We start from the raw sequence: 23,799 nt of genomic DNA on the forward strand, positions 1-23,799 counted from the left end.
ATGGCGAGTGGGCGTTGGGTGGATGGCGTGCGGCCCTATGTCGAACGGGCCCCGCTGGCCGCCCTCGCGCTGGGTGTCTCGTCGGCGTTTCCCTTGACCATGATCAACGCCACGCTGGCCAGCCGTCTGGCGGAGGCGGGGATCGAGAAGAAGAGCGTCACCGCCTTCGCGCTTGTCATCCTGGCCTATAATTTCAAATGGCTTTGGGCGTGGATCGTGGAGGGGGTGAAGATCCCGATCCTCCACCGGCTGGGCCAGCGCGTGTCGTGGCTGTTCGTCGTGGCGGCGCTCGTCTGCGTCGCCGCGGTCGGGCTGGGCCTGTCCGATCCGACGGTATCGTTGGCGCAGACCGCGATGGCGGCGATTGCGCTAGGTGTGGCGGGCGCGACCTTCGACATCGTGATCGACGCCTATCGCATCGAGCTGCTCGAGCCGCGCCAGCTGGGTGTGGGCGCCGGGATGAGCCAATATGGATGGCGCATCGGATCGGCGCTGGTGGCGTCGCTCTCGCTGGTCGTGGCGACCCGTGCGGGGTGGAGCGTCGCCTATATGGTCAGCTGCGCCTTCGCGCTTCCCGCGGTCCTGACCGCCATCATCATGGGCGAACCCGCGCGGCATAGCGAAATCACCGCAAAACGCTCGACCGAGGGACTGGTCCGTGCGGTCGTCGGTCCGTTCGCCGAATTCTTCCGGCGGCAGGGAGCGGGCATCATCCTGCTGTTCATCCTGGTTCACAAGATCGGCGATACCCTGGCCAATCTGACGTTCCGCCTGCTGTTCAACGATCTGGGGTTCAGCAAGGACGAGATCGCGCTCTACGATGTCGGCGTCGGTTTCTGGGCCTTGCTGATCGGCGTGTTCGTCGGCGGCGTGATCTACGCACGGCTCGGCATGAAGCGGTCGGTCATCATCAGCCTAGTGCTGATGGCGGTGTCCAACCTGTCCTTTGCCGGACTGGCGGCGCTGGGCCATTCCAACTGGGGCATGGCGGGCGCGATCGGGTTCGAGAATTTCTCGAGCGGCATCGGCGGCGTCACCGTGGTCGCCTATTTCTCGGCGCTGACCGACCTGCGCTTCACCGCCGCGCAATATGCACTGATTTCGGCGGCGGCCAGCATCGTCGGCCGGATTCTGAGCGGCACGACCGCCGGGGCCTTGGTCGAGCGGTTCGGCTATGTCGACTTCTACCTTCTGACCACCGTTGTCGCGTTGCCCGGCGTGGCGCTTTTCTGGTGGATGGCGCGCTCTGGCCTAGTCGATCGGTCGATCGGCAGTGCGGGCGTCGAGGGGGAAGGCGACGCCCGCACGGCCGATACTGGTCAGTAACGGATCGGGCGGCCTTCGTCGGCAAAGGCTGCGCTGACGGCGGCTGCACTGGCCAGCACGCCGTCGATCCGCCGTACGCCGAGCAGATCGGCCATCAGGAACCGCGCCTTGTCCGGCGCTGTCTCCATTTGCGCAAGGATGGTCATGAGCGCGGCTTCGGCAGCGGTCATGCGGCCGCAGCAGCACGGCGCAATCGCGATCTGACCTGAGGCGTGTACGGCAAGGTCGGCCATCAGGGTGCGTAGCAGGACCAACGGCCGCCGGAAATCCTGCCCGAAGACGGTGAACAGCGTATGTGCGGCGCGCGCATCGGCCAGCCCGTGCGCGCCCATGCGACGAACAGCGAACAAAGCGATACGGGCATGAGAACAGGCCGGAAGCAGGTGCGGAAGCGCAGCGGCAAGGGTCTGGGTTTCGGCCATCGACGGGGACTCCATGATTACGAGCCCCATGCTAATTGTTCGCTATTGATAGTCAATCGCAAATAATGCGGTGACGACAGGCCGTTCGCCGCGTCAGTCCGGCGCCTCGTCGTTTGCCTCCAGTACCTGCCCGGCCAGATAGAGCGATCCCGCGATCAGCACCTGCACGGGCTGACCAAAGCGAGCGCCGATCATCGTCAGCGCCTCGACAGGATCGGCCGCGTGGCGTGCTTCGATACCCAGGGCCTGCGCCTGCTCGGCCAGATGCTCGGGTGCGTGACACGCATGGTTCGGCACCGGCACCGTGACGACCAGATCGACCATCGCGCCGAGCCGCTCGAGCACCGGGGCGACCTCCTTATTGGCCAACATGCCAAGGACGAGAGCAGTAGGTCCCCGGGAGCGCCACGAGGCCATTGCGCGCGCAACCGGCGTAGCGGCCGAAGGATTGTGCGCTCCGTCCAGCCAGCAGCGGCTGCCCGCCGGCAGATGCGCGGTAAGGGGGCCATGCTTCAGCTGCTGCATGCGCGCGGGCCACCCGGCCTGGGTCGCTGCCGCCAGAAGCGCATCGTCGGGCACGGCCACCGCCGATTGATGACGGATCATGGCCACGGCCAGCGCCAGATTGCGGGACTGATGCGCGCCGGGCAGCGTCGGGCGGGGCAGGGCAAGCGTGCAGTGACGGTCTCGATAGGAAAGTCCCGTCCGCGTCGCCTGGCTCGACCAGTCCCGGCCACGTGCCAGAACGGGGGCGCCAGCCTCGACTGCGACCGACGCGATGGCGTCGCGCAGCGGCCTGGCATAATCCATCGTGACGAGTGGCGTGCCGGGTTTGGCGATGCCTGCCTTTTCGCGGGCGATCCCGGTCAGGCTGCGCCCAAGGAATGCCTCATGATCAATGCCCAGCGCTGCGATACCGCAAATGGCGGGGGGCGGCAGGACGTTGGTCGCGTCGAGCCGTCCGCCAAGCCCGACTTCGATGATCGTCGCGGCGGCAGGCGTACGGGCAAAGCATAGAAACGCGGCGGCCGTCGTGACCTCGAAGAAACTCGCCCCGATCCCGTCGGCCTGCGCAAGCACTTCGTCCAGGATCGCGGCCAGCGCATCGTCGTCGATCAGCCGTCCGGCGATCCGGATCCGCTCGTTGAAGCGAACGAGGTGTGGGCTGGAATAGACATGGACGTGTTGCCCCGACGCGTCGAACGCCGCACGCAGGAAGGCGCAGGTCGACCCCTTGCCGTTGGTGCCTGCGACATGAAAAACGGGCGGCAGGTGGTTTTGCGGGTCACCGAGCCGGGCGAGAAGCGCCGTGATCCGCCCCAGGCCAAGGACGTCCGCGCCAGGCGACAGGGCCCAGAGCCGGTCGAGTTGCTCCTGGACGGCCGGATGATCGGAACGGGCATGGTCTGGCATCGGCCGGTCTCGTGGAAGCGGATGTGAAAAGAGGCGGACCTCTCGGCCCGCCCCCTTACTGCGATCGTCCGGGAAAGGCGATGGTTCAAGCTGCCCGGCGCGATCCCGTCAGATAGCCGATGACGGTCGCCAGGCGCTCGCGCAGGTCGCGGCGATGGACGACCATGTCGAGCATCCCGTGGTCGAGATAATATTCCGACGTCTGGAAATCGTCAGGCAGCTTTTCGCGGATCGTGCTCTCGATCACGCGGCGGCCGGTAAAGGCCAGGGTCGCCTTGGGCTCGGCGATCTGGACATCGCCCAGCATGGCATAGGCCGCCATGACGCCGCCCGATGTCGGATCGGTCAACACGACGATATAGGGCAGGCCCGCATCATGGAGCATCTGGATCGCGACGGTCGTACGCGGCATCTGCATCAGGCTGAGAATACCCTCCTGCATGCGCGCGCCGCCCGACGCGGTGAAGATGACATAGGGGCAGTGGTCGGCGATCGCCGCCTCGACGCCGCGCACGAACGCTTCACCCACGGCCAGCCCCATCGAGCCGCCCATGAAGGCGAAGTCCTGCACGCCGACCACGACCTTGTGGCCCAGGATCGTGCCGCGCGCATTGACCAGCGCGTCGGTTTCCGCCGCATTGGTGCGGGCGGCCTTCAGCCGGTCGGCATAACGCTTCGAATCGCGGAACTTGAGCGGATCCTCGGGCACCTTGGGCGCGGGCAGTTCGTTGCAGCTGCCCTCATCCAGCAGGTGGCGGAACCGAACCTTCGGTCCGATGCGATCGTGATGATCGCATTTCGGGCAGACGTTCAGATTGTCTTCCAGCTCCTTGGTGAACACCATCTGCCCGCAACCCTTGCACTTGTGCCAGAGATTGTCGGGCGTCTCCTTCTTGACGACGAAGGGGATGACGTTGCGAACGCTGTTGAGCCAGCTCATGCGAGTTCCTTGCGCGCGTCGACCAGCGCCGACGATAGAGTTTCAATATAGGCGCGAACCGGCTCCGCGGCCTGCGTGCCATGTTCACCGACCAGGTCGACGATGGCCGAACCGACGACGACGCCGTCCGCCACGCGACCGATGGCCGCTGCCTGCTCGGGCGTGCGTACACCGAAGCCCACGGCAACCGGCAGTTCGGTCGAGGCCTTCAGCCGGGCGACGGCCTCCTCGATCGAGGATTGCACCGCCTGCTGCTGCCCTGTGATGCCAGCGACCGACACGTAATACAGGAAACCATCGGCGCCCGTCAAAATCGTCGGCAGGCGCGCCGCGTCGCTGGTCGGCGTGGCGAGGCGGATCGACGCCACGCCCTTTTCACGAAGCGCCACACCCAGGGCATCGTCTTCCTCGGCGGGAACGTCGACGCAGATCACGCCGTCGACGCCGGCTTCGGCCGCTGCCGATGCGAACCATTCCGGCCCGCGCACCGTCATCGGATTGGCATAGCCCATCAGGACCAGCGGCACATCGGTATGACGCGCACGAAACGCCGTGGCGATGGCGAGTACGTCGGCGGTGCGGGTTCCAGCGCCCAGGCTGCGGATATTGGCCTTCTGGATCGCGGGGCCATCGGCCATCGGATCGGTGAAGGGCATACCCAGTTCGATCACGTCCGCGCCCCCCTCGACCAGCGCGTCGAGGATCGCGGCGGTCGCGTTCGGGGTCGGGTCGCCTGCCGTTACGAAGGTGACGAGCGCGGCGCGACCGGCATCGGCACAGGCGGCAAAGGTGTCGGCGATGCGGCTCACATCTTCACTCCCATGGCGTCGGCGACGGTGAAGATGTCCTTGTCGCCACGACCCGAAATGTTGATCAGGATGATCTGGTCACGATCCATCGTCGGCGCACGCTTCATCAGGCCGGCAAGCGCATGGGCGCATTCCAGCGCGGGGATGATCCCCTCCACCCGGCAGCATAGCTGGAACGCGTCGAGCGCCTCGGTGTCGGTGATGCCTTCATAGACGACACGGCCGGTATCGTTCAGCCAGCTATGCTCAGGGCCGATGCCCGGATAGTCGAGTCCGGCCGAGATGGAATGCGCCTCGGCGATCTGACCATCCTCGTCCTGGAGCAGATAGGTCTTGTTGCCGTGCAGGATACCGGGCTTGCCGCCGGTCAGGCTGGCGGCATGCTGCGTGGTGCTGAGGCCATGGCCTGCCGCCTCGATGCCCAGCATCGCGACCTCGGCATCGTCGAGGAACGGGTGGAACAGGCCGATGGCGTTGGACCCGCCGCCGACCGAGGCGATCAGCAGGTCGGGCAGGCGGCCCTCGGCCTCCATGATCTGCGCCTTCGATTCCGTGCCGATCACCGATTGGAAATCGCGGACCATTTCCGGGTATGGATGCGGGCCCGCCGCCGTGCCGATGATGTAGAAGGTGTCGTGGACGTTGGCGACCCAGTCGCGCAGCGCCTCGTTCATCGCATCTTTCAGCGTCTGCGCGCCCGAGGTGACGGGCCGGACTTCGGCACCGAGCAGCTTCATGCGGAAGACGTTGGGGGCCTGCCGCTCGATATCGCGCGCGCCCATGAAGATGGTGCAGGGCAGGCCGAAGCGCGCCGCGACCGTCGCGGTCGCCACCCCATGCTGTCCCGCGCCCGTCTCCGCGATGATCCGGGTCTTGCCCATCCGCTTGGCCAGCAGGATCTGGCCGATGCAGTTGTTGATCTTGTGCGCGCCGGTGTGGTTCAGTTCTTCGCGCTTGAAATAGATTTTCGGCCCCTTGCCCTCGGGCGCGCTGTTGCGCAGCGTCTCGGTCAGGCGCTCGGCATAATACATCGGGCTGGGACGACCGACATAATGGGTCATCAGCCCGTCGAACTCGGCCTTGAAGGCCGGGTCCTTCTGGGCCGCGCGATATTCGCGTTCCAGGTCGAGGATGAGCGGCATCAGCGTCTCGGCGACATAGCGGCCGCCATAGTCGCCGAAATGGCCACGCTCATCGGGTTGCGCGCGGAAGGAGTTGGGGGCGTTCATCATCTATTCCTTGAGCGTTGCCGGGGCGAGCCCTGCGAACGTTCCTGTCACCGATTTGTCGCAACGGCTTTAAGGAAGCCTGCGATCTTGTCCATATCCTTGACGCCCGGTGCGCTCTCGACGCCCGACGACACATCGACCAAAGGTGCCCCGGTGCGGCGGATCGCCTCGCTGACATTCCCGGCATCCAGTCCACCGGACAGGGCCCAGCGCAGCGGATGGCGAACACCGTCCAGCAAGCTCCAGTCGAAACGCAGGCCCATGCCGCCGGGCAGCGACGCCTCGTCCGGGGTCTTGGCGTCATAGAGGATCAGCGTCGCGGCCCCCGCATAGTCGCGCGCCTTGTCGACATCGCCGCGCGCCTTGATCGCGACGGCGACCCAGACCTCGCGGTCGAACTTCGCGCGGATCGCGGCAACGCGGGCGGGGGCGGTGCGGTGGAGCTGGATCGCGTCCAGCATTCCGGCGCGCACGGCGGCCTCGAGCAACTGGTCATCGGGATCGACGAAGACGCCGACCCGCTGGACCCGCTCGGGAACCCGGCCGGCCAGCCCCGCCGCGACGTCGAAGGTCAGGTGGCGGGGCGAGGCGGGAAAGAAGACGAACCCGACATGGCTCGCCCCATCGCCCAGCGCAGCATCCAGCGTGGCGGGCGTCGTCAGTCCGCAGATCTTGGCAGTGGTCGGCATGATCGTTTCCCGAATGGGAGGGGTCGAAAAACGGGTCAGAGCGTGGCGGCGATCGCCCTTGCGGCAGCGTCGGGGTCTTCGGCCTGGGTGATCGGGCGACCGATGACCAGGATGGAGGCGCCCGCATCGACCGCCGCACGCGGCGTTACGACGCGCTTCTGGTCGCCGATCACGCCGTTCGAGGGTCGGACACCCGGCACCACGAAGAAGCCCTTGGGCCATGCCTTCCTGACCGCCGCGACCTCTTCGCCCGAGCAGACGATGCCGTCGACGCCGGACTCGGCCGCCAGATCGGCCAGACGGCGGACATGGTCGGCGGGGGAGCCGATGACGCCGGTGTCGGAGAGGTCGTTGCTGTCCAGGCTGGTCAGCATGGTCACCGCCACGACCTTGGTGCCGACCGGTGCCGCCGCCTTGGCATCCTCCAGCATCGCACGGCCGCCGCTGGCATGGACGGTCAGGATCGCAGGCGCCAGCGGACCGAGTGACTGAACCGCCTTGGCCACCGTATTGGGAATATCGTGCAGCTTCAGGTCGAGAAAGATCGGCAGGCCGATATGCGCCATCTCCCGCACGCCGCCCGCGCCGTGGGCGCAGAAGAACTCCAGGCCCAGCTTCAGTCCGCCGACATGGTGGCGGACCTTGTTTGCCAGCGCCTGGGCGCGGGCGAGGTCGGGGGTGTCGATGGCGACGTAGATGCGGTTGCTCATGGCGATATCAGACCAGGGGCTGGGTGGTGGCGGTGACGGGCGGGACGACGGGGGCATAGGCACCCGTTTCGGCCGAGACGGCGGCGAGCGAACGCTCCGCCGCGCTCAGCCGCTGGCGAAGCCGCCAGCGGGCCGCATGCTGCCAGATCAGCGTCGGGACCAGGCCCAGCAGGAAGGTCAGGAACAGCAGCAGCGGGAGGTTGACGTCCGCGACCAGGCCGCCGACCAGCCGGATCGGCACGGTCGTCCAATTCCCCAGCGTGAAGGCTGCGGCCAGAAAGGCCAGCAGGCACCAGAACAGCATTTTCAGGAACTGCATGCGCTTCTCCGCGTAACCCGGTCCGCCACCTCCCTGACGAGGTGGCCGGACGTCGCTCAGGGCTGGCGGTCTAGCGGCCTTGGTCCGGCATGACCAGCCTTCAGCCGATCTCGCGGCGAAGCGAGGCGATCAGCGGCGCCACGGCGGTCAGGCGATCCTGTTCCTCGTCCAGGATCGCCAGGAACGCGCGGCGCTTGAACGCCGCCACCGCACCGGGCTTGAGGCGGATCGTCGAAGGCAGGGTGGACACGACGATGTCGATCATCCGCTCGGCCCCGTGAAGGCGCCCCCACAGATAGTCGTTCTCGCGGTAGCTGCGGCTGAAGAACGCGCCGAAGGTCAGGAACTGGATGCCCTTGAGGGTCGCCTCCGCACCCCCCGCCCGGATCGCGGTGGCATCGTCGGGGGAGATGCGATCGACCTTGATCGGATCGAACTCGTCCAGTCCCTCGCCCTGCAGCAGCGGCAGCGTCGCCACATCGAAATACGGAAAACCCAGATAGGTCAGCAGCAGGGTTCGCCGGGCGCTGCGCGGCAGTCCGGCAAAGGCGGTCGCCAGCCGGGCATCGGTTTCTCCGTCGAGCCGGATCAGATCGAGCCTTGCTTCCAACCGGTCGAGTAATGGTCCGCCATCGTCGCGATGGTCACGGATATCATCGGTCATCTCGCTATGGGCGCTGCCGTGCTGACGCTCGAGAAATGCGGCCAGCGAATCGTAGATAGCGTCGCGTACCGGGGCGAGCTCCGTCTCGCTATGGTCGCCTTCCAGCTCCGTCAGTCGGCGGGCGAGCAGGCGCAGGCGACGGATGCGATAGCCGAGGTCGAAGGCGCGCAGGAAATTGCGCGCACCGCCGCTCGACCCACCGTTGAAGTGGATTGCCTCCGCGCCGGTGTAGCGGGTACCCACGGTTCGCTCGATCATGGCGCGCAGGCGTCCGCGTCGCTGCTGGCCGTCATCGCCGACCGCCTCGGCAAAGATGCCGGCCATGGCATCGATGACATTGGCGAATTTCAGATGGCCATAGGCGGCATAGCTGAACCCCGCCTTCGCGGCCGAGGCGGCCTGCGCTCGGACCCGCCACGATGCCAGGCGCGCCGCCGTGGGGCGATCGAGGAAGAAGGTCCCGCCGAACAGCTGTTCGATCTCCTGTTCGACATCCTCGCGGATCGCGGCGACGATCGCCTGCATCCGGTCGATCCGCCCCGATCGTGCGGCGATCGCTTCCAGATTGTCGCGGATCGGTTGCTGGCGTGGCAGTTCGCTGACTGCGCCAATGATGGTCTGAAAGAAACCGGGATGGCCGCCGCCGCCGGGCAGGCGGAAATGCATACCTGGATAGGGATCGATATAGACGAACCGGCGATCGACCTGGCGTCGTGCCGGGCGGCGGCCCAGGGCTTCGATGGCCGGACGGAAAGGGGCGTTGACCAGCACCGAGCCGTCGATCAGCACGGCCTTGTCTGCGGCGCCTGCGGCATGATGTCGGGGCAGGACGCGGCGAAGGAATTCGTCGCGGCTGTTCCAGCTCTTGTCCCTGTCCGCCAGAACGCGGTCGAGTTCGGCGACCGTGAAGGGCGGGAACGCTCCGGGAAAGCTCGACGTGGCGCGCGCCGCGAACACTAGTTCGGGGATCGCCGCCAGCCGACCGCCGCCGCTGTCGGTGAAGTCGACCACCATGCGATGCTCGGTCTCCACCACCTCGCCGGGCGAATGCAGCTTGAGGCGTTGGGGTTGGCCGGTAAAATCGGTGACGGTGACGAACAGGTCGAGCGGCTGGCCGGGCGGAAGCAGGCGCTTGCCCGCCGGTGCGGCCGCCATCCGGTCGAATGCCTCGAGGAGCCGTCCGGTGAAGGCATCGGCATCGAACGGCGCCTCGAACCAGCGGGAGCGAACGAGATGGCCGAGCTTGAAACGGACCTCGTCACGCGTTTCCTCGTCCAGCGCCTCGATCTTGTCGCCGCTCCGCCCCGCCGCCATCCATGCGATCGGCAGGGCCCACATCTTGGAAAAGCGCGAGGTCGGGGCGGCTGCCGGGGCGATCAGCGACTCGATGTCGGCCGCTTCCAGCCACAGGTCGGTCAGCGGGTCGAGCGATTGGCCGGTCGACAGCGCCTGGCCCAGGAAGATGCCGTTGATCCCGCCCGCGCTGGCGCCTGCGATGATATCGGCGAGCACCCGCACGCGCACGCCGCCACGTTCGGCCATCTCGTCCAGCAATTCGTGATAGACGGCGTCGACCGCCGAGGCGGGCACATCGCCCTCATGCGAGGCTCGGCTGGCCCGCACGACCCGCCAGATCTCCTTGGTGATGCCGTGCATGTAAACCGCCAGGCTGATCCCGCCATAGCAGACCAGCGCCAACCGCAGTTCCTTTTCACGCATCAGCGGGGCGCCACCATCGCCCAGATGGGCAAATGGTCGGAGGCCTTGCGCGACATCGGCGTGGCGTGCACACCGCAGGTGTCGATACGAAGGTCGGGCGAGACCATGATCCGGTCGAGCCGCCCGATGGGACGCCTGGCATGGAAGCTGGGGCCGGTATCCGCGATCGCGAAGTCGCGGGTGAAGTCGCGCAGACACCCGGCCGCGCGGGTCCATTCGTTCAGGTCGCCCATCATGACAGTGGGTCGCGCATGGATGCAACTGGACAGATGCGCGAGGATCGCCGCCGCCTGTCGTCGCCGCCACAGGCCCGACAGGTCCAGATGCATGCCGACGACCCGGATGCAGCCGCTTTGTGTCCGCAGATCCGCCATGACCGCGCCACGCGGCTCGAGCGAGGGCAGGTGGATCGCCTCGAAATCCAGGACCTGTACGGTCTTGCGCACCAGGATCGTGTTGCCGTGCCAGCCCATCGAACGGGCCTTCATGCCATAGACGATCGGCTTCCAATCGCTATGGTCGTCCAGCAGGTGAAGCGGGATCACGCCCTCGCGCTCGCCAAAGCGACGGTCGGCTTCCTGAAGGGCGATGACATCGGCGTCGACCTCTCGCAGCACATCCAGGATACGGTCGGGGTTGCGCCGCCGGTCGGCGCCGATCCCTTTTCGGATATTGTAGCTGGCGACCTTTATCATTCCGCATCTGTAACGCCGAAACTGGCGTTTGGTGCCAAGCGCGGCGCGGGCAAAAGATGGGAAATGGTGCCGGATGAGGGGATCGAACCCCCGACCTTCGGTTTACAAAACCGCTGCACTACCGCTGTGCTAATCCGGCAATGCCGATCCCCCTAGCGTCAAGAGACGCCGAAGGTCCAGCCCTCCGTTTGGGCAACCTGTGGGGTAAGCCCCGCCGGACGCCACAAATCCGCCCGGTCCGCGACCGTGCGCAGCCAGGCGGAGGTCAGGATCGCATCGGTGCTGTGATCGTCATAGCGCGACAGCGGCCGATGCCGATCGCTGCCCAGATGGGCCAGGGCGTCATCCAGCGCTTCGCCACTGCGCATCTTGCTGCGGCCACGCGGTCGCCCGGCATCGCGCGCGGCGATCGTCGTATAGATTTCGACGACAAGCATCCCACCCGCTGGAACCGCGTCGAACGGCCAGATCGCGATCCGGCCGTCCAGCCGCCGCAGCATCCGCATCCCGGCAAAACTGGCCTTGGCAACCTGGGATGCGCCAATCGCGTCATAGACGGTCGATGGCTTGCGTCCGCCATCGGCGGCGACTTCGCAGCGCCGCCAATGCAGGAAGTCCGCCTTTCGCCCGTCGGCCGCGCCGAAATAGAAATGCCGCCCGCGCCGCGCGTCCAGAAAGCTGCGTGCTCCCAGATCGGGGTCGTCGCAGCTGTCGTCGACATGCGCCCATAGCGACCTTGCATCGGGTGTCGGCGTGTCGCCGGGCAAATGTGCACCGCGCTCGACAAAGGGGGCCGAGAAACTGAAATCGAACCCCACCAGCAGTGGCTCGTCCGCTCGTGCCAGCAGCCAGTCCGCCACGCCCTGCCGCGACCATGCCCGGCCCGGCCGCGGCACGAGGACCGGCGCGGACCGACCGTTCGCGCAATATGCCATGCGGATACCCGGATGCGCCGTGCCATGCGCGCCCGACCAGTCGATCGCGACGAAACCGGTGAAGCGGTCAGCCATCGCCATCCTGCAAGGCCCGCCGCCGCTCGTCCCACCAGGCCATGCGCTCGGCGATGCGCTTCTCCAGGCCACGCCCCGACGGTGTGTAGAATTCCTGCGGCGGCAATTCGTCGGGCCAGTAATTCGCTCCCGAAAAGCCACCCTCGGCATCATGGTCATATTCGTAATTCGCGCCGTAACCGATCTGCTTCATCAGCTTGGTCGGCGCGTTCAGGATGTTGGCGGGCGGCATCAGCGACCCGGTTTCTTTCGCAATGCGCCACGCCTGCTTCTGTGCCTTGTACACCGCATTCGATTTGGGCGCGGTCGCGAGATAGAGGCAGGCCTGCGCGATCGCCAGCTCTCCCTCGGGCGAGCCGAGAAAGTCATAGGCATCCTTCGCCGCGAGGCACTGGGCCAGCGCCTGCGGGTCGGCCAAGCCGATATCCTCGACGGCGGCGCGGGTCAGGCGGCGGAGCAGGTAGAGCGGTTCCTCGCCAGCGGTCAGCATCCGCGCGAGATAATAGAGCGCGGCCTGCGGGTCCGAGCCGCGGATCGATTTGTGCAGCGCCGAGATCAGGTTGTAATGACCCTCGCGATCCTTGTCATAGACCGCGACCCGGCGCTGGAGAAAAGCCGATAGACCGGCCGGGTCCAGTGGCTGGGGCAGGTCGACCGCGAACAATGTCTCCGCCTGGTTGAGCAGGAAACGGCCATCCCCGTCCGCGCTGGCGATCAGGGCATCGCGCGCCGCGACATCCAGCGGCAGCGGACGGCCCATCTCGACCTCGGCACGGTCGAGCAATTGTTCGAGTGCGGCCTGACCCAGACGGTGCAGGATCAGGACCTGCGCACGGCTCAGCAAGGCGGCGTTGAGTTCGAACGACGGGTTCTCGGTCGTGGCGCCGACCAGCGTCACCGTCCCATCCTCGACATAGGGCAGGAAGCCGTCCTGCTGCGCCCGGTTGAAACGGTGGATCTCGTCCACGAACATCAATGTCCGCTGACCCAGCCGCGCATGGTCGCGCGCCTCCGCAAAAACCTTTTTCAGGTCCGCCACCCCGGAGAAGACCGCGGAAATGGCGGCATAGCGCAGGCCGACTTCGGCCGCGAGCAGGCGCGCGATGGTCGTCTTGCCCGTGCCCGGCGGCCCCCACAGGATCATCGAGGACAGACGACCGGCGGCGACCATGCGACCGATCGCGCCGCTCGGCCCGGTCAGATGATCCTGGCCCACGACATCGACCAGTTGCAACGGTCTTAGCCGATCGGCCAGCGGCGCGTCCGGGGAAAGTTGCGGGGTGGCGGGGGCGGGGTCCATTCCCGCAAACAAATCAGCCATGCCCGGCATGTAGGGCGTGCGGCCTCCCACGTCATCCGGTCATTCAAAGATATATCGTAATGCATCTTGACGAAGCAATCTGGAGATATATCTTGGGAGCATCTTGAGACACGAGGATATGATGAGACACCACCATGAAGCCCCCGGATATCGGGGCGTGACAGACGCCGAACACATGTTCCACGGCCCGCGCGGTGGCCGGCGAGGGCCGTTCGGCGGCGACTGGCACGGCGCAGGCGAGCGCCCGGGCCGCGGCCGCAGGGAGCGGATGTTCGACGGCAGCGAGCTTCGGCTCGTCCTATTGAAGTTGATCGCCGACGAACCGCGTCACGGCTATGACCTGATTCGCGAGATCGAGGCCCTGACAGGCGGCGCCTATGCTCCCAGTCCCGGCGTCATCTATCCGACGCTGGCGCTATTGGACGAGATGGGGCTGATCGAGGGGCAGCAGGCCGAGGGATCGAAGAAGCGGTTCGCCGTGACCGGGACTGGCCAAGAGCATCTCGCCGAACATGCCGAAAGGGTCGAAGCACTCTTTGCGCGACTGCGGGCGCTGGCCGAGCATAGCGAACGGGTCGATGCGGCACCGATCCGTCGCGCCATGGGCAACCTGCGCGTGGCGCTGGGCGAGCGTTTCGGCCGCGGCGATATCTCGCAGGACACTTTGCACGACGTGGCCGCGATGATCGACGAACTCACCCAGAAAGTGGAGCGCCTGAAATGAGCATGTCCGTCGCCCGCGTGCCGACGCTGTCGGCAAGCCGCTATCTCCAGCAGCTTGCCAAGCATTGGAGCCACAAGATGGAGGTGTCCTTCACCGCCGAGGAGGGGACGATCCGCTTTCCCAACGGATCGACGCTCGCCATGCGCGCCGATAGCGACACGCTCGACATCGTCCTGACGGTGCCCGAAGACGGCGATATGGCCCAGATGCGGCAGGTCGTCGCCAGCCATCTCGACCGCTTCGCCTTTCGCGAGGCACCGCTGACCTTCGATTGGCGTGAGGGTTAAGCGAACATCGCGCGATAGGCGTCGAGCACCGCGTCGTTGACCTTGTCCCATCGATAGTCGGCGACGCGGTCGCAGCCTGCGACGCTGAACCGGTGGCGGAGTGCGGGGTCCGTCGCAATCCGCTCCAGGGCGTTGGCGTAACCGTTGATGTCGCGCGGCGCGACCAGATAGCCGGTCTCGCCATCGGCCACCAGGTCCATGGCACCGGTCGCGTTCGCCGCGACCACGGGAACACCCGCCGCCATCGCCTCGGTGGTGACATTGCCGAACGTCTCGGTGACGCTGGGATTGAAGAAGATGTCCATCGACGCGACCGCGCGGCCCAGATCGTCACCGGTCTGGTATCCGGCAAACACCGCATCCGGCGTCGCCTTGGCGAACCAGTCTTTTGCCGGCCCCTTGCCGACGACGAGTACCTTGTGCGGCACGCCGCGTCGCCGCAACTCGGCCAGAACCTCGGCAAAGACGTCCAAGCCCTTTTCCTTGACCAGCCGGCCTAGAAAACCGATCGCGACCTCGCCATCGGCGATGCCGAGCGAGCGCCGCCATTCCAGGCTGCGGCGCGATGGCTGGAACCGGCCATGGTCGATGCCACGCGACCAGATGCTCATCGGCGGCGTCACGCCCCACTGGCGCAGCAACGTGATCATGCTGGGGCTGGGTGCGACGATCCGGTCGAACTTGTTGTAGAACCGCGTCAACAGACGGATGATCGCGGGCTCCAGAAAGCCCAGGCCGTAATAAGCCGGATAGGTTTCGAACCGGGTATGGACCGACGCCAGCGAGGCGATGCCCTTCTCCCTTGCCCAACGCACCGCCGAATGGCCCAGAAATTCCGGTGCCGAGACATGCACGATATTGGGTGCGAAGGCTTCCAGGTCGGTGCGCACCTTGGCAGGCAGACCGCGCGCAAGCTTGTAGTCGGCACGGAAGGGCAGCGGAATGGCGGGCACGTCGACCAGGTCGCCGACCGGCGGAAATGCCGGGGTCGAGGATGTTGGCGAATAGACACGTACCGCGACACCCCGATCCAGCAGATGGCCGACGAGCCGGTTGAGTGTCTGGTTCGCGCCGTCGCGCGTGTAATTGTAGTTGCCGCTGAACAGGGCAACACGAAACTGGTCTGGCGTCATGAAGGCCGCGCCATAGCCCGATGCCGCCGTAAAGGCCACTCCCGCCCCGCGCATCAAATCCGTTCCATTTTCGTTCCGCGCGCGGTAGAGCGTCGGCATGGCCAAGATCCAGAAGCGTTATGTCTGCCAATCCTGCGGATCGGTGCAGTCCCGCTGGCAGGGGCAATGCCCCGACTGTTCGGAATGGAACACCATGCTGGAGGAAGGACCGGTCCAGCAGACCCCCTTCGCCGCGAAGCATAATCTCCAAGGCGGCGGGCGAGCGATCCAGCTTGTCGGGCTGGACGCGGACATTCCGCTGCCCGATCGCATGTCGACCGGTATCGCCGAACTCGACCGGGCACTCGGCGGCGGTTTCGTCGAGGGGTCGGCGACGCTGATCGGCGGTGATCCCGGGATCGGCAAGTCGACGCTGCTGCTCCAGGCGGCAGCCAAGCTCGCCATGGCAGGCAAGCCGGTCGCCTATGTCTCGGGCGAAGAGGCGGCGGATCAGGTCCGCCTGCGCGCGCGACGGCTGGGGCTGGGCCAGGCACCGGTCCGATTGGCGGCGGCGACGTCGGTTCGCGACATACTGACCACCCTGTCGATCAGCACGCCGCCCGCGCTCCTGATCATCGACTCGATCCAGACGATGCATTCGGACCTGATCGAAGGGGCTCCCGGCACGGTCAGCCAGGTGCGCGCCTCGGGTCAGGAACTGATCCGCTTCGCCAAGGAACGTGGCACCGCCGTCGTGCTCGTCGGCCATGTCACCAAGGATGGCTCGATCGCGGGGCCCCGCGTGCTGGAGCACATGGTGGACACCGTATTGGCGTTCGAAGGCGAGCGCAGTCACCAGTACCGCATCCTGCGCGCGATCAAGAACCGGTTCGGGGGGACCGACGAGATCGGCGTCTTCTCGATGCAGACCGAGGGGCTGACCGAAGTCGGCAACCCGTCGTCGCTGTTCCTGACGAACCGGGATGAAGGGGTGACGGGCGCGACGGTGTTCCCCGCGCTGGAGGGCACGCGCCCGGTGCTGGTCGAGATCCAGGCCCTGACGGTTCGCCTGGCATCGGGCGCCACCCCGCGGCGCGCGGTCGTCGGCTGGGACACTGGGCGACTGGCGATGATCCTGGCGGTGCTGGAAGCGCGCTGCGGGCTGAGCTTTTCTTCGGCCGAAGTCTATCTCAACATCGCCGGGGGATACCGGGTGCAGGACCCGGCCGCCGATCTGGCGGTCGCGGCGGCGTTGGTCTCGGCATTGTCCGAACGACCGGTGCCGGCCGACGCGATCGTCTTCGGCGAAATTGCGTTGTCAGGGGAAATTCGCACCGTCGCGCATGGTGCGCTACGGCTGAAAGAGGCGGGCAAGCTGGGCTTTGAAAAGGCGATGGTCCCGCGCGCCATGACGTCCGAGGAAAGCCCCCTGCGCCTGACGGGCTTTCGGACGCTCGCCGACTTCGTTGACCATATGCTGGGTCGCGGGTAGCGAAGAGCGCGGGGTCGCCCGACCCGTTCTCGCCCCATGGCGGGCCGGGCTCGACAGGCCGCCATGTGTGGGCATGGGTGAGACATTGGACCGGACGCATTGACAGCGCTTGATATTCTTGTCCTGATTGCCGTCTTCGGTGCCGCGATCCAGGGATTCCTGCGCGGCTTCGTGACCGAGGTGCTGGCGCTGTTCGCATGGGTGGCGATCGTCGCTGCCCTCAAGCTGTTCCATATTCCGCTTGCCCAGGCGCTGCTCGGTGTCGTCGGCACCGTGTCCGGCTCGGCGGTGCTGGCCTTCGCCCTGATCGTCGGCGTGACCTATATCGGCGGACGGCTGGTGGCGCGGGCCATCGGTAGCCGGACGCGGACATCGATCCTGGGGCCTGTCGACCGCGCCTTGGGTTTCGGCTTCGGCGCGCTGAAGGGGCTGATCCTAGCCAGCCTGGTCTTCCTGGTCGTGGCCTTGATGGTCGACACGGTCGGCGGCGGCCCGGCGCGGCGGCCCGAATGGATGGTCAAGAGCCGGACCTACAAGCTGCTCAACGCTACGAGCGCCGGCATCGCCGATTTCGTCGATCGCCGCCGGCGCGGCCTCCCGGTATTCGGCGCACCTGCGCCGAATACCGGCGACACCCCCAGAACTAGCGAGACGCCGTCATGACCGCCCCCCTCTACAATGCCGAGATCCTGCGGCTGACCACCGCGATTTCGCATGACCAGCGACTGGCCGACCCGATGGCCAGCGTCGAGAAGCGATCCCCGATTTGCGGCAGCCGGGTGACGGTGGACGTCAATCTGGACGAGGCGGGGCGCGTATCGGAATTGGGGATGCTGGTGCGAGCCTGTGCACTGGGCCAGGCATCGGCCGCATTGCTGTCCCAGCATGTCGTCGGGCGCAGCGTCGGCGAACTGACGGCGGCGCAAGAAGCTCTGACCGCTTGGTTGGCGGCGGGGCAGGGGGATGCCCCCGACTGGCCCGGCCTGCATGTCTTCTCGCCCGCGCTCGCCTATACCGCGCGCCACCCCTCGATCCGGCTGGCGTTCGAGGCGGCCGCGGAGGCGGCGAAACAGGCTGCGGCAAAGGGGCCCCGCTGATGCACGGCGAAGTCTCGCTGCTGCGCGACGGGGCGATCCTGCTCGGCTTCGGCCTGGCGTTCGTGCTCGTCTTCCGGCGGTTGGGGCTAGGCGCCACGCTGGGCTTTCTGGTCGCAGGCGCGGTGGTGGGGCCGCATATCCTGGGACTGGTCGGCGACGCCGAGTCGAAGCTGGGCATCGCCGAGATCGGCATCACGCTGCTGCTGTTCATCGTCGGGCTGGAACTGAACCCGGCGCGACTGTGGCGGATGAAGCATGAGATTTTCGGGCTAGGGCTGATCCAGGTCGCAGCCTGCGGGCTGGCGATCACCGGGATCGTGTGGCTGGCGAGCTTTTCGCCCGAGGCCGCACTCGCGCTCGGCCTGCCGCTCGCGCTGTCATCCACCGCGCAGGTTTTGCCGATGCTGCAATCCTCGGGGCGGATGCGCACGCCTTTTGGCGAGCGGGCCTTTTCGATCCTGCTGTTCCAGGATCTGTCGATCGTCCCGCTGATCACGATCGTCGCCGCCATGTCGCGCAATCCGGCCGACCATACCGGCCCGCCGGGCTGGATCCTGGCGCTGGAGACGATCGCGGCGATCGTTGGCCTGATCCTGGCCGGGCGCTTCCTGCTGCGCCCACTGTTCCGCCTGATCGGCAATATGGGCGAGCGCGAGATGTTCGTCTTTGCCGGGCTATTCACCGTCATCGCCAGCGCGGCCGTCATGGAGCTGCTCGGCCTGTCGACGGCGCTGGGAGCTTTCATCGCGGGCGTGATGCTGGCGGACAGCCCGTATCGCCACGAACTGGAGGCCGATGTCGAGCCGTTCCGCTCGATCCTGCTCGGGCTGTTCTTCCTGGCGGTCGGCATGATGCTGAACCTGCCCGCCATCGCCGAGCGGCCCTTGTTCGTGGCGGTGATGGCGCTGGCGTTGATCGCGACCAAGACGCTGGTCATCACCCTGATCGGCCTGGCGTTCCGGATGACCTGGCGCGCCGCCTTCGCGCTCGGCTTGTTGATGAGCCAGGGCGGCGAGTTCGGCTTCGTGCTGTTCGCGCAGGCGCAGGCGGGCTATCTGATCGCTCCAGAGGCGGCCAGCCTGTTCGGGGCCATCATCACCGTGTCGATGGCGACCACGCCGTTCCTGATGGCCGCGACCCGCCGCATCCGGGAGGAGCCGGTCATCACGCGCGGCGATCAGCGCGAAGGCCCCGTGACCGACGGCGCCAACGCCCTGATCGTCGGCTATGGGCGTTTCGGCCAGACTGTGGCCCAGATGCTGATTGCCAGCGACGTGCCGGTCACCCTGATCGACCGCGACATCGAGATGATCGACATCGCTGCCTCCTTCGGCGCCAAGGTCTATTATGGCGACGGGACCCGCCTGGACCTCTTGCGTCAGGCGGGCGCGGCGGAGGCCGAGTTGATCATGTTCTGCCTGGACGAGGACCAGATCACGCTGGAACTGCTGGAGGGCGTCCATGCCGCCTTCCCCAATGCATCGCTCTTCGTACGCGCCTATGACCGTCGCGCCGTCCTGCGGCTGAAGGGTGGACCAGCGTCCTATGTGGTGCGCGAAGTGCTGGAATCGGCGGTCAAGATGGCACGGCTGGCGCTGGGCAGCCTGAAGGTCGAGAATGCCGAGATCGATCGGATCGAGTCCATGTACCGCGCCCGGGACAAGGAACGTCTGGCCGCACAGGCAGCGGCCGGCAGCCTGCATGCCGCAGTGGACCGGATCATCACGCAAGACGAGCGGAAAGGCTGAACCATGGGACTGGTGGCGATACTTGCGGCACTTTCCGGCGCGATCGCGATCGCGGCAGGTGCCTTTGGCGCCCACCGTGCCGAGGGGGCGGCGGTCGAATGGCTGCGAACCGGTGGCCAGTATCAGCTGATCCATGCCGTTGCCGCCCTGGTCGCGCTTCGTATGGAGGCGAGGGGGGTGGCCTGGACCTTCGTGATCGGAGCGGCGATTTTTGCGGGCACGCTGTATGCGATGGCCTTCGGCGCGCCGCGCTGGTTCGGTGCCATCACACCGATCGGCGGATCGCTGCTGATCATTGGCTGGCTCTGGCTGGCTTGGTCGCTTCGCGGCTGAGACCGGAGACGTGTCGGCCGGGCTTCACCTGCGCGAGGGGATGTTCTAGGGACCGGCTATGGCCGATCCATTCTATATCACCACCGCCATCCACTATCCCAATGGCCGCCCGCATATCGGCCATGCCTATGAGATGGTGGCGGCTGACGTCATCGCCCGGTTCCAGCGTCAGGCGGGCCGCGATGTCCTTTTCCAGACCGGCACCGACGAGCATGGGCTGAAAATGGCCCAGGCGGCGCGCGCGCGGGGCATTTCGACCCGTGAGTTCGCGGATGAAATGTCCAGCCATTTCCATGTGATGGCTGACCGACTTGATATCTCGTACGACCGTTTCATTCGCACTGTCGACACCGATCATTATGCCGCGAGCCAGGCGATCTGGAAGGCGATGCAGGCCAAGGGTGATCTGTATCTGGACCGCTATGAAGGCTGGTACTCGGTCCGCGACGAAGCCTTTTACGACGAGAGCGAACTGACCACCGGCGAGGACGGCACCAAGCTGTCGCCGCAAGGAACGCCCGTCGAGTGGACGGCCGAGGAAACCTGGTTCTTCCGCCTGTCGAAGTACCAGCAGCCACTGCTCGACCTGTACCGCGACAACCCGGACTTCATCCGCCCGGAAAGCCGCCGGAACGAGGTGATGCGATTCGTCGAGGGCGGGCTTTCCGACCTGTCGGTATCGCGCACCAGCTTCGATTGGGGCGTGCCCGTCCCCGACAGTCCCGGTCATGTCATGTATGTCTGGGTCGACGCGCTGACCAACTATCTGACCGGGACGGGTTATCCCAATACGGACAGCGAATTGGCGCGCTTCTGGCCTGCCGATCTGCACCTGATCGGCAAGGACATTGTCCGCTTCCACACCGTCTATTGGCCCGCCTTCCTGATGTCGGCCGACCTGCCGCTGCCGCATTCGGTCTTCGGCCATGGTTTCCTGCTCCACCGGGGCGAGAAGATGTCGAAGTCGGTGGGCAACGTCGTCGATCCGATGGGGCACGCTGATGCGTTCGGGGTGGACGCCCTGCGCTATTTCTTCCTGCGCGAAGTCAGCTTCGGCCAGGACGGCTCCTATTCGGCGGAAGCGATCGTTACCCGCGTCAATGCCGAGTTGGCCAACAGCTTCGGCAATCTGGCGCAGCGTACCCTGTCGTTCATTGCGAAAAACCTGGGCGGCGAACTGCCTGAGGCGGGGCGGAGTGATCCGGCCGATGCGGTGTTGCTCGAGGAAGTCGTCGTGGCATGTGCCGGGCTGAAATCGGCTTTTGACGACCTGATGCTCAGCCAGGGTATCGAGGCGTGGATGCGCGGCGTCTATGCCTGCAACCAGTATATCGACGTGCAGGCACCATGGTCGCTGCGCAAGACCGACCCGGAGCGGATGCACGCCGTCCTCGGCACGCTGGTCCGCGCCATCCGCATGCTGGCGATCGCGATCCTGCCGGTCACGCCACGCGGCGCAGGGCTTGTACTCGACACGCTGGGCGCCGACGAGCGGGACCACGCCGCGATCGATGACGATGGCTGGTATGCCCGCCGCGTGGCTGCCGGAACTCCGCTGGCCGCCCCGACGCCAGCCTTTCCCCGGCTTGAAATGCCCGCCGAGGCCGAAGGCTGATGCTCGCCGACAGCCACTGTCACCTGAACTATAAGGGGTTGGTCGAGGACCAGGCTGGCATCCTGGCCCGTGCCCGTGACCGGGGCGTGACGGCGATGCTCAACATCTCTACGCGCGAGAGCGAATGGGATGCGGTGATCGCCACCGCCGAGCGTGAGGCCGATGTCTGGGCCACGGTCGGCATCCACCCGCACGAGGCGGACGCGCATTCGTATGTCGACACCGCAAAGCTGGTCGAGCGCGCAGCACACCCCCGCGTCGTCGGGATCGGCGAGAGCGGGCTCGACTATTATTACGATCACAGCGACCGGGAGCGGCAGCAGGCAAGCTTTCGAGCGCACATCGCGGCGTGCCGGGAAACGGGCCTGCCGCTTGTCGTGCATACACGCGACGCCGAGGAGGACACGGTCGCCATTCTGACCGAAGAAATGGGGAAGGGGGCTTATCCCGGCGTCATCCACTGCTTCACAGCCAGTGGAGATTTTGCCGATAAGGCATTGTCGTTAGGCTTTTACATATCTATTTCGGGTATCGTAACCTTCAAGAACGCCAAGGATTTGCAGGAAACCGCCGCGCGCCTGCCGCTCGACCGTCTGCTGATCGAGACGGACGCACCGTTCCTTGCCCCCGTGCCGCATCGTGGCAAGACAGGTGAACCAGCGTTCGTTGCTGACACCGCCAAATTTCTTGCCGAGCTGCGCGGCGAAACGGTGGAAACGCTGACGAAGGCGACGGCCGAGAATTTCCACCGTCTGTTCGCCAAGACGCGCGCGTGAAAATCCGTATTCTCGGTTGTGGAACGTCGTCGGGCGTACCGCGGATCGGTAATGACTGGGGTGCATGCGACCCCAGTGAACCCCGCAACCGGCGGATGCGCTGTTCGGCATTGGTAGAACATGACGACACACGCATCCTGATCGACACCGGTCCCGACATGCGCGAACAGTTGCTCGCCGCCCAGGTCGCCACGGTCGATGCGGTAATCTGGACGCATGACCACGCCGATCATTGTCATGGGATCGATGATGTTCGCCAGATATTCCATGCCCTTGGCAAGCCGGTATCGGGTTATGCCCGGCCAGTGACCGCCGCGTCGCTGGAAAGCCGCTTCGGATATGTGTTTCGCGGCAAGACGGGCTATCCACCGACCGCGACGTTGGGGCCGCTGACCAATGATCAGACAATCGCCGATATTCGGGTTCGAACGGTGGACCAGCCGCATGGCCGGATACTATCGGCGGGGCTGAGGTTCGAAGCCCAAGGCAAGAGCATCGGCTATGCTACGGATTTCCATGAATTAACGCCGGATATGGCTGATTTGTATCGCGATCTGGATATCTGGATCGTTGATGCGTTGCGACGTCATCCGCATCCGGCGCATGCAGATTTGCCATCGGTGCTGCACTGGATCGACGAACTCAAGCCAAGACGCGCGGTTCTGATCCATATGGATCAGTCGATGGATTACGACACACTGGTTCGCGAACTGCCTGATGGAGTCGAGCCGGGCTATGACGGCATGGAACTGGTTCCGTGACCTCCGATCGGGCCATGGATGTCGTTTATTTTGGCCTGATCCTGATTTTCGCGTTGAGCGCCTTGTTCGTTCAGCGCGTGCCCATCGGCCAGACATTGCGCATGGCATTGATCTGGATCGCGATTTTCGGGGTCGCGTTTGTCGTCATTGCTCAGCGTGACCGGGTTCGGGGTCTGTGGTCCAACCAAACTGGGTCGCAAGGTACGCTACGAATTCCGATGGGCGCCGATGGGCATTATTGGGTGAAGGCGCGCATCAACGGAATTGAGAGGCCAATGCTGATCGACACCGGCGCCACGACGACGGCGCTCTCCGTGGTGACCGCCCGGGCCGCCGGGTTGAATCTCGACGAAAGTCCATTTGGCAGCCTGATTGAAACCGCCAACGGGCGGGTCACGGCGGATCATGCCACCATACACCGGTTTTTGATGGGGCCGATCCTGCTCACGGATGTCGGCGCGGATGTGTCGCCAGCATTCGGCGATCAGGATATCATCGGAATGAACGTGCTGAGCCGTTTGAACGGGTGGCGGGTCGAGGGGAATATGCTTGTCCTCAATCCCTGAAATTGCCTTCGTTTTACATAAT

At 65.8% G+C, this 23,799-nt stretch carries 25 protein-coding genes and 1 tRNA gene; 12 read left to right on the forward strand and 14 right to left on the reverse strand.

What is annotated here, in order from left to right; translation table 11 throughout:
• Window positions 1-1,326, forward strand: coding sequence for an AmpG family muropeptide MFS transporter (locus SOM26_RS01675; protein ID WP_320450992.1), 1,326 nt, complete (start codon window positions 1-3; stop codon window positions 1,324-1,326).
• Here SOM26_RS01675 and SOM26_RS01680 read toward each other — a convergent pair.
• From SOM26_RS01680 to SOM26_RS01740, 13 genes are all read right to left on the reverse strand, one after another.
• Complete coding sequence (locus SOM26_RS01680) at window positions 1,320-1,748, reverse strand: DUF6628 family protein (protein WP_320450993.1); 429 nt, start codon at window positions 1,746-1,748, stop codon at window positions 1,320-1,322. The two genes, SOM26_RS01675 and SOM26_RS01680, sit on opposite strands and share 7 nt — an antisense overlap.
• Window positions 1,749-1,841: 93 nt before the next feature.
• Window positions 1,842-3,161 carry a bifunctional folylpolyglutamate synthase/dihydrofolate synthase gene (locus SOM26_RS01685; protein WP_320450994.1) on the reverse strand — a complete coding sequence of 440 codons (1,320 nt, stop codon included), beginning with the start codon at window positions 3,159-3,161 and terminating at the stop codon, window positions 1,842-1,844.
• Between the two features lie 85 nt (window positions 3,162-3,246).
• On the reverse strand, window positions 3,247-4,101 hold the full coding sequence (gene accD, locus SOM26_RS01690) for an acetyl-CoA carboxylase, carboxyltransferase subunit beta (RefSeq protein ID WP_320450995.1): 855 nt from the start codon (window positions 4,099-4,101) through the stop codon (window positions 3,247-3,249).
• Window positions 4,098-4,910, reverse strand: a complete 813-nt coding sequence (gene trpA, locus SOM26_RS01695; protein ID WP_320450996.1) for a tryptophan synthase subunit alpha — start codon at window positions 4,908-4,910, stop codon at window positions 4,098-4,100. Before trpA ends, accD begins: the two co-directional genes overlap by 4 nt.
• Window positions 4,907-6,139 (reverse strand): tryptophan synthase subunit beta, encoded by a 1,233-nt coding sequence (gene trpB, locus SOM26_RS01700; protein ID WP_320451267.1) that lies wholly within the window; start codon window positions 6,137-6,139, stop codon window positions 4,907-4,909. The genes trpA and trpB overlap by 4 nt, the downstream gene beginning before the upstream one ends.
• A 47-nt stretch (window positions 6,140-6,186) precedes the next feature.
• Complete coding sequence (locus SOM26_RS01705) at window positions 6,187-6,828, reverse strand: phosphoribosylanthranilate isomerase (RefSeq protein WP_320450997.1); 642 nt, start codon at window positions 6,826-6,828, stop codon at window positions 6,187-6,189.
• A 35-nt stretch (window positions 6,829-6,863) separates the two neighbouring features.
• The gene (gene pyrF / locus SOM26_RS01710) at window positions 6,864-7,538 is read right to left on the reverse strand and encodes an orotidine-5'-phosphate decarboxylase (protein ID WP_320450998.1); all 675 of its coding nucleotides are present in this window, start codon (window positions 7,536-7,538) and stop codon (window positions 6,864-6,866) included.
• A 7-nt stretch (window positions 7,539-7,545) separates the two neighbouring features.
• On the reverse strand, window positions 7,546-7,857 hold the full coding sequence (locus SOM26_RS01715; protein WP_320450999.1) for a hypothetical protein: 312 nt from the start codon (window positions 7,855-7,857) through the stop codon (window positions 7,546-7,548).
• Window positions 7,858-7,957: 100 nt separating this feature from the next.
• Window positions 7,958-10,240 carry a patatin-like protein gene (locus SOM26_RS01720; RefSeq protein ID WP_320451000.1) on the reverse strand — a complete coding sequence of 761 codons (2,283 nt, stop codon included), beginning with the start codon at window positions 10,238-10,240 and terminating at the stop codon, window positions 7,958-7,960.
• Window positions 10,240-10,935: an endonuclease/exonuclease/phosphatase family protein gene (locus tag SOM26_RS01725; RefSeq protein WP_320451001.1), complete on the reverse strand. Its 696-nt coding sequence runs from the start codon at window positions 10,933-10,935 to the stop codon at window positions 10,240-10,242. Before SOM26_RS01725 ends, SOM26_RS01720 begins: the two co-directional genes overlap by 1 nt.
• A 64-nt stretch (window positions 10,936-10,999) precedes the next feature.
• Window positions 11,000-11,074 (reverse strand) — tRNA-Thr (locus SOM26_RS01730).
• A 19-nt stretch (window positions 11,075-11,093) separates the two neighbouring features.
• The gene (locus tag SOM26_RS01735; RefSeq protein ID WP_320451002.1) at window positions 11,094-11,945 is read right to left on the reverse strand and encodes a hypothetical protein; all 852 of its coding nucleotides are present in this window, start codon (window positions 11,943-11,945) and stop codon (window positions 11,094-11,096) included.
• Window positions 11,938-13,266: a replication-associated recombination protein A gene (locus SOM26_RS01740; RefSeq protein ID WP_320451003.1), complete on the reverse strand. Its 1,329-nt coding sequence runs from the start codon at window positions 13,264-13,266 to the stop codon at window positions 11,938-11,940. The genes SOM26_RS01735 and SOM26_RS01740 overlap by 8 nt, the downstream gene beginning before the upstream one ends.
• Before the next feature lie 175 nt (window positions 13,267-13,441).
• On the opposite strand from SOM26_RS01740, the gene SOM26_RS01745 reads away from it, so the two are divergent.
• Together SOM26_RS01745 and SOM26_RS01750 are read left to right on the forward strand one after the other, a co-directional pair.
• Window positions 13,442-13,990, forward strand: coding sequence for a PadR family transcriptional regulator (locus SOM26_RS01745; protein ID WP_320451268.1), 549 nt, complete (start codon window positions 13,442-13,444; stop codon window positions 13,988-13,990).
• Window positions 13,987-14,277 carry a DUF2218 domain-containing protein gene (locus SOM26_RS01750; RefSeq protein WP_320451004.1) on the forward strand — a complete coding sequence of 97 codons (291 nt, stop codon included), beginning with the start codon at window positions 13,987-13,989 and terminating at the stop codon, window positions 14,275-14,277. Before SOM26_RS01745 ends, SOM26_RS01750 begins: the two co-directional genes overlap by 4 nt.
• On the opposite strand, the gene SOM26_RS01755 is transcribed toward SOM26_RS01750, so the two are convergent.
• On the reverse strand, window positions 14,274-15,410 hold the full coding sequence (locus SOM26_RS01755; protein ID WP_320451269.1) for a glycosyltransferase family 4 protein: 1,137 nt from the start codon (window positions 15,408-15,410) through the stop codon (window positions 14,274-14,276). The genes SOM26_RS01750 and SOM26_RS01755 overlap by 4 nt on opposite strands.
• 97 nt (window positions 15,411-15,507) lie before the next feature.
• Between SOM26_RS01755 and radA the strand changes: the two genes are divergently transcribed.
• From radA to SOM26_RS01800, 9 genes are all read left to right on the forward strand, one after another.
• On the forward strand, window positions 15,508-16,881 hold the full coding sequence (gene radA / locus SOM26_RS01760; protein ID WP_320451005.1) for a DNA repair protein RadA: 1,374 nt from the start codon (window positions 15,508-15,510) through the stop codon (window positions 16,879-16,881).
• 99 nt (window positions 16,882-16,980) lie between these two features.
• Window positions 16,981-17,544 (forward strand): CvpA family protein, encoded by a 564-nt coding sequence (locus tag SOM26_RS01765; RefSeq protein ID WP_320451006.1) that lies wholly within the window; start codon window positions 16,981-16,983, stop codon window positions 17,542-17,544.
• Window positions 17,541-17,978 carry an iron-sulfur cluster assembly scaffold protein gene (locus SOM26_RS01770; protein WP_320451007.1) on the forward strand — a complete coding sequence of 146 codons (438 nt, stop codon included), beginning with the start codon at window positions 17,541-17,543 and terminating at the stop codon, window positions 17,976-17,978. Before SOM26_RS01765 ends, SOM26_RS01770 begins: the two co-directional genes overlap by 4 nt.
• Window positions 17,978-19,726: a cation:proton antiporter domain-containing protein gene (locus tag SOM26_RS01775; RefSeq protein ID WP_320451008.1), complete on the forward strand. Its 1,749-nt coding sequence runs from the start codon at window positions 17,978-17,980 to the stop codon at window positions 19,724-19,726. The genes SOM26_RS01770 and SOM26_RS01775 overlap by 1 nt, the downstream gene beginning before the upstream one ends.
• A gap of 3 nt (window positions 19,727-19,729) precedes the next feature.
• Window positions 19,730-20,059, forward strand: coding sequence for a DUF423 domain-containing protein (locus SOM26_RS01780; RefSeq protein ID WP_320451009.1), 330 nt, complete (start codon window positions 19,730-19,732; stop codon window positions 20,057-20,059).
• 58 nt (window positions 20,060-20,117) lie between these two features.
• Window positions 20,118-21,674: a methionine--tRNA ligase gene (metG, locus tag SOM26_RS01785; protein WP_320451010.1), complete on the forward strand. Its 1,557-nt coding sequence runs from the start codon at window positions 20,118-20,120 to the stop codon at window positions 21,672-21,674.
• Window positions 21,674-22,450 carry a TatD family hydrolase gene (locus SOM26_RS01790; protein WP_320451011.1) on the forward strand — a complete coding sequence of 259 codons (777 nt, stop codon included), beginning with the start codon at window positions 21,674-21,676 and terminating at the stop codon, window positions 22,448-22,450. The genes metG and SOM26_RS01790 overlap by 1 nt, the downstream gene beginning before the upstream one ends.
• A complete protein-coding gene (locus SOM26_RS01795) occupies window positions 22,447-23,211 on the forward strand; it encodes an MBL fold metallo-hydrolase (RefSeq protein ID WP_320451012.1) in 765 nt (254 codons plus the stop codon). Before SOM26_RS01790 ends, SOM26_RS01795 begins: the two co-directional genes overlap by 4 nt.
• A complete protein-coding gene (locus SOM26_RS01800) occupies window positions 23,208-23,777 on the forward strand; it encodes a retropepsin-like aspartic protease family protein (RefSeq protein WP_320451013.1) in 570 nt (189 codons plus the stop codon). Before SOM26_RS01795 ends, SOM26_RS01800 begins: the two co-directional genes overlap by 4 nt.
• Window positions 23,778-23,799 lie beyond the last annotated feature (22 nt).

This window comes from Sphingomonas sp. CFBP8993, assembly GCF_034044895.1.
GTDB lineage: Bacteria > Pseudomonadota > Alphaproteobacteria > Sphingomonadales > Sphingomonadaceae > Sphingomonas.

What these genes read in the sequence shown, in the direction of transcription:
- SOM26_RS01780 (WP_320451009.1), top strand. Translation starts at nt 19,730, where the DNA reads ATGGGACTGGTGGCGATACTTGCGGCACTTTCCGGCGCGATCGCGATC.
- SOM26_RS01715 (WP_320450999.1), bottom strand. Translation starts at nt 7,857, where the DNA reads ATGCAGTTCCTGAAAATGCTGTTCTGGTGCCTGCTGGCCTTTCTGGCC.
- SOM26_RS01755 (WP_320451269.1), bottom strand. Translation starts at nt 15,410, where the DNA reads ATGACGCCAGACCAGTTTCGTGTTGCCCTGTTCAGCGGCAACTACAAT.
- SOM26_RS01725 (WP_320451001.1), bottom strand. Translation starts at nt 10,935, where the DNA reads ATGATAAAGGTCGCCAGCTACAATATCCGAAAAGGGATCGGCGCCGAC.
- SOM26_RS01735 (WP_320451002.1), bottom strand. Translation starts at nt 11,945, where the DNA reads ATGGCTGACCGCTTCACCGGTTTCGTCGCGATCGACTGGTCGGGCGCG.
- trpB (WP_320451267.1), bottom strand. Translation starts at nt 6,139, where the DNA reads ATGAACGCCCCCAACTCCTTCCGCGCGCAACCCGATGAGCGTGGCCAT.
- SOM26_RS01675 (WP_320450992.1), top strand. Translation starts at nt 1, where the DNA reads ATGGCGAGTGGGCGTTGGGTGGATGGCGTGCGGCCCTATGTCGAACGG.
- SOM26_RS01720 (WP_320451000.1), bottom strand. Translation starts at nt 10,240, where the DNA reads ATGCGTGAAAAGGAACTGCGGTTGGCGCTGGTCTGCTATGGCGGGATC.
- SOM26_RS01770 (WP_320451007.1), top strand. Translation starts at nt 17,541, where the DNA reads ATGACCGCCCCCCTCTACAATGCCGAGATCCTGCGGCTGACCACCGCG.
- SOM26_RS01750 (WP_320451004.1), top strand. Translation starts at nt 13,987, where the DNA reads ATGAGCATGTCCGTCGCCCGCGTGCCGACGCTGTCGGCAAGCCGCTAT.
- SOM26_RS01740 (WP_320451003.1), bottom strand. Translation starts at nt 13,266, where the DNA reads ATGGCTGATTTGTTTGCGGGAATGGACCCCGCCCCCGCCACCCCGCAA.
- pyrF (WP_320450998.1), bottom strand. Translation starts at nt 7,538, where the DNA reads ATGAGCAACCGCATCTACGTCGCCATCGACACCCCCGACCTCGCCCGC.
- SOM26_RS01745 (WP_320451268.1), top strand. Translation starts at nt 13,442, where the DNA reads ATGTTCCACGGCCCGCGCGGTGGCCGGCGAGGGCCGTTCGGCGGCGAC.
- SOM26_RS01790 (WP_320451011.1), top strand. Translation starts at nt 21,674, where the DNA reads ATGCTCGCCGACAGCCACTGTCACCTGAACTATAAGGGGTTGGTCGAG.
- SOM26_RS01680 (WP_320450993.1), bottom strand. Translation starts at nt 1,748, where the DNA reads ATGGCCGAAACCCAGACCCTTGCCGCTGCGCTTCCGCACCTGCTTCCG.
- SOM26_RS01685 (WP_320450994.1), bottom strand. Translation starts at nt 3,161, where the DNA reads ATGCCAGACCATGCCCGTTCCGATCATCCGGCCGTCCAGGAGCAACTC.
- accD (WP_320450995.1), bottom strand. Translation starts at nt 4,101, where the DNA reads ATGAGCTGGCTCAACAGCGTTCGCAACGTCATCCCCTTCGTCGTCAAG.
- SOM26_RS01775 (WP_320451008.1), top strand. Translation starts at nt 17,978, where the DNA reads ATGCACGGCGAAGTCTCGCTGCTGCGCGACGGGGCGATCCTGCTCGGC.
- radA (WP_320451005.1), top strand. Translation starts at nt 15,508, where the DNA reads ATGGCCAAGATCCAGAAGCGTTATGTCTGCCAATCCTGCGGATCGGTG.
- SOM26_RS01705 (WP_320450997.1), bottom strand. Translation starts at nt 6,828, where the DNA reads ATGCCGACCACTGCCAAGATCTGCGGACTGACGACGCCCGCCACGCTG.
- metG (WP_320451010.1), top strand. Translation starts at nt 20,118, where the DNA reads ATGGCCGATCCATTCTATATCACCACCGCCATCCACTATCCCAATGGC.